A 2,177-nucleotide genomic window follows, 5' to 3' on the forward strand; every position below is an offset into this window, starting at 1 on the left:
AAGATAGGAGTTGTCATCACCGCTGAGCTGTCTGATGCGTTCAAAAGCAAGGAGGAGGGTGTGAGGTTTATAGAAAGATCGATAGCGGAGAACGTTTCCGGAGATGTTTACTTCCTCAATCTCAACGGCGAATTGAAAAGGAGCGTAGACGATCCTCTTGACTTCTCGGCTGCAAACTGGGTAGCTTCGGTAAAATACCTCTCAAAAATTTACGAGAACTTTGTTTTTGTCGATCTCGGTTCAACTACTTGCGATGTTATCCCTTTCAAGGGAAAAATTCTTGCGGCAAAAACGGATTACGAGAGGCTGAAAAGAGGGGAGTTGCTGTATTTTGGAATGCTCAGAACACCTCTTTGTTACCTCCTCTCCTTTAAGGAGATCTCCTCAGAGCTTTTTTCTATTTCTGCCGATGCGATGCGAGTTCTCGGCGTTATAAGCGAAGAGGACTACAGCTGTGAAACTCCGGACGGAAGGGGAAGGAGTGTCAAGGAATGCATGCAGAGAATTTCAAGGCAGTTTTGCGCGGATCTCGATGAGATGGGGGAAGAGGAGGTTAGGAAAATTTCGAGGGAAGTATACGAGGTTATGGTGGCGAAGATCGAAAAAGCGATTTGGGAGAAAATGGAAAGCTACGGAATAGAGAGGGTAATCGGCTGCGGAATGGGAGAGGTTTTGATAGAAGATGCTGCGAAGAGGATTGGAGCGGAATACGTGTCTCTCTCAAAAGAGTTCGGGGAAGAAATTTCGAAAATATTTCCGGCTTTTGCGATAGCGGAGCTGTTGGGGGATGATAATTAAAATCGGAGGAAGCGTTTTTAAAAGGGCTAAAGAGGTCGTGGAGGAGGTAAAGTCGACTGGGAAAGATTGTTTGATAATCCCCGGAGGCTGGGTTTTCGCAGATATAGTCAGGCTCATGGATCTCGATGACGACACGGCACACTGGATGGCTTTAAAGGCTATGGATGTCTACGGACTGTATCTATCAAGCTTTGCAGATCTTCTTGAAGTTGACGACTTCGACTTCAAACTGGAGGGTGTGAAGGTTCTTCTTCCCTACTCCCTCGTGAGAAGATACGACGAACTTCCTCATTCCTGGGAGGCGACTTCCGATAGCGTAGCGGTTTGGGTTGCCGGAAAACTTGGGATTAAGAAAGTTGTGAAGGTAACGGATGTTGACGGAGTTTTCGTCAACGGAAAGCTTGCCGAAAAACTCAGCTACGATGAAGTTCCGGAAAAAAGCTGCATAGATTCTCTGGCAGTAAGGCTTGCTGAAAAGTTTGGAGTGGAAATTTTCGTCTGTAACGGCTTCGTCAGAGGAAGGGTAAAAAATTATATATTGAGAGGAAGTGCTGTTGGAACACTGATAGGGAGGTGGTGAAATGGAAATCAGGCATTGCGTCACCTGCAACGCTACTCTGTTCGGTCCGAACTATATAGCCTTTCCGTGTCCTAACTGCGGGGAGATAATTTACCGCTGTAAGAAGTGCAGACAGCTGGGGAATCATTACGTGTGTAGCTGTGGCTTTGAGGGACCGTGAGGTGGTGAGATGGGGAAAGTTTACATGAAGCTGAGGGTAATGCCGAGTGACGTGGAAGTTGATCTTGAGAAAGTGAAGGAGGAAGTTAGGAAGGTAGCTCCAGAAAACGTCGAGATAAAAGACTTTGCCATTCAGCCGATAGCCTTCGGGCTTAAAGCTCTGCTCGTCTTAGCTGTGATGCCGGATGAAGAGGGTGTCGGAGATAAGCTTGTGGAGAACATTAAAAGCATTGAGGGAGTCGAGAGCGTAGAGATAGAAAGTCAGGAGCTGGTATGATACACAGAATTGTCGCCCCTCCCCTTGCAGCCAACGTGTACTTTATAGATGACGAGAAAAAAGCTGTAGTCGACACTGGAGGAGATGCGATTTTTCTCGTTGAAAGGCTTAAAAGGTATGTGAATCCTAAAGAAATCGATTACATAATTCTTACCCACTCCCATTTTGACCACGCTGCAGCAACAGCTGATTTGAAGAAGATATGTGGAGCTAAAATCGTTATCCATCCAGCTGAGTACGAGTTTGTTAAGTCGATGGGATTTTCGACCGTTTTTTTTAACATAAATTATCCTCCCTTCTCTCCAGATGTTGAAGTTGATGATGGGGATTACATAGATCTCGGGGAGTTATCTTTAAAAGTTC

5 protein-coding genes are annotated in these 2,177 nt (G+C 45.8%); all 5 read left to right on the plus strand.

Annotation, left to right across the window (positions count from 1 at the left end; genetic code table 11):
- Positions 1–798 (plus strand): hydantoinase/oxoprolinase family protein (locus F7C14_RS03235; protein ID WP_290899885.1); only part of this gene is annotated, 798 nt, incomplete at its 5' end.
- A complete protein-coding gene (locus tag F7C14_RS03240) occupies positions 788–1,378 on the plus strand; it encodes a uridylate kinase (RefSeq protein ID WP_290899886.1) in 591 nt (196 codons plus the stop codon). The genes F7C14_RS03235 and F7C14_RS03240, both read left to right, overlap by 11 nt.
- 1 nt (position 1,379) lies before the next feature.
- On the plus strand, positions 1,380–1,538 hold the full coding sequence (locus F7C14_RS03245) for a zinc finger domain-containing protein (RefSeq protein WP_290899888.1): 159 nt from the start codon (positions 1,380–1,382) through the stop codon (positions 1,536–1,538).
- Between the two features lie 9 nt (positions 1,539–1,547).
- On the plus strand, positions 1,548–1,814 hold the full coding sequence (locus tag F7C14_RS03250) for an elongation factor 1-beta (protein ID WP_290899890.1): 267 nt from the start codon (positions 1,548–1,550) through the stop codon (positions 1,812–1,814).
- Positions 1,811–2,177 (plus strand): MBL fold metallo-hydrolase (locus F7C14_RS03255; protein ID WP_290899892.1); only part of this gene is annotated, 367 nt, incomplete at its 3' end. The genes F7C14_RS03250 and F7C14_RS03255, both read left to right, overlap by 4 nt.

The organism is Ferroglobus sp. (genome assembly GCF_015521575.1).
Classification (GTDB): Archaea; Halobacteriota; Archaeoglobi; order Archaeoglobales; family Archaeoglobaceae; genus Ferroglobus.

What these genes read in the sequence shown, in the direction of transcription:
- F7C14_RS03240 (WP_290899886.1), top strand. Translation starts at nt 788, where the DNA reads ATGATAATTAAAATCGGAGGAAGCGTTTTTAAAAGGGCTAAAGAGGTC.
- F7C14_RS03245 (WP_290899888.1), top strand. Translation starts at nt 1,380, where the DNA reads ATGGAAATCAGGCATTGCGTCACCTGCAACGCTACTCTGTTCGGTCCG.
- F7C14_RS03250 (WP_290899890.1), top strand. Translation starts at nt 1,548, where the DNA reads ATGGGGAAAGTTTACATGAAGCTGAGGGTAATGCCGAGTGACGTGGAA.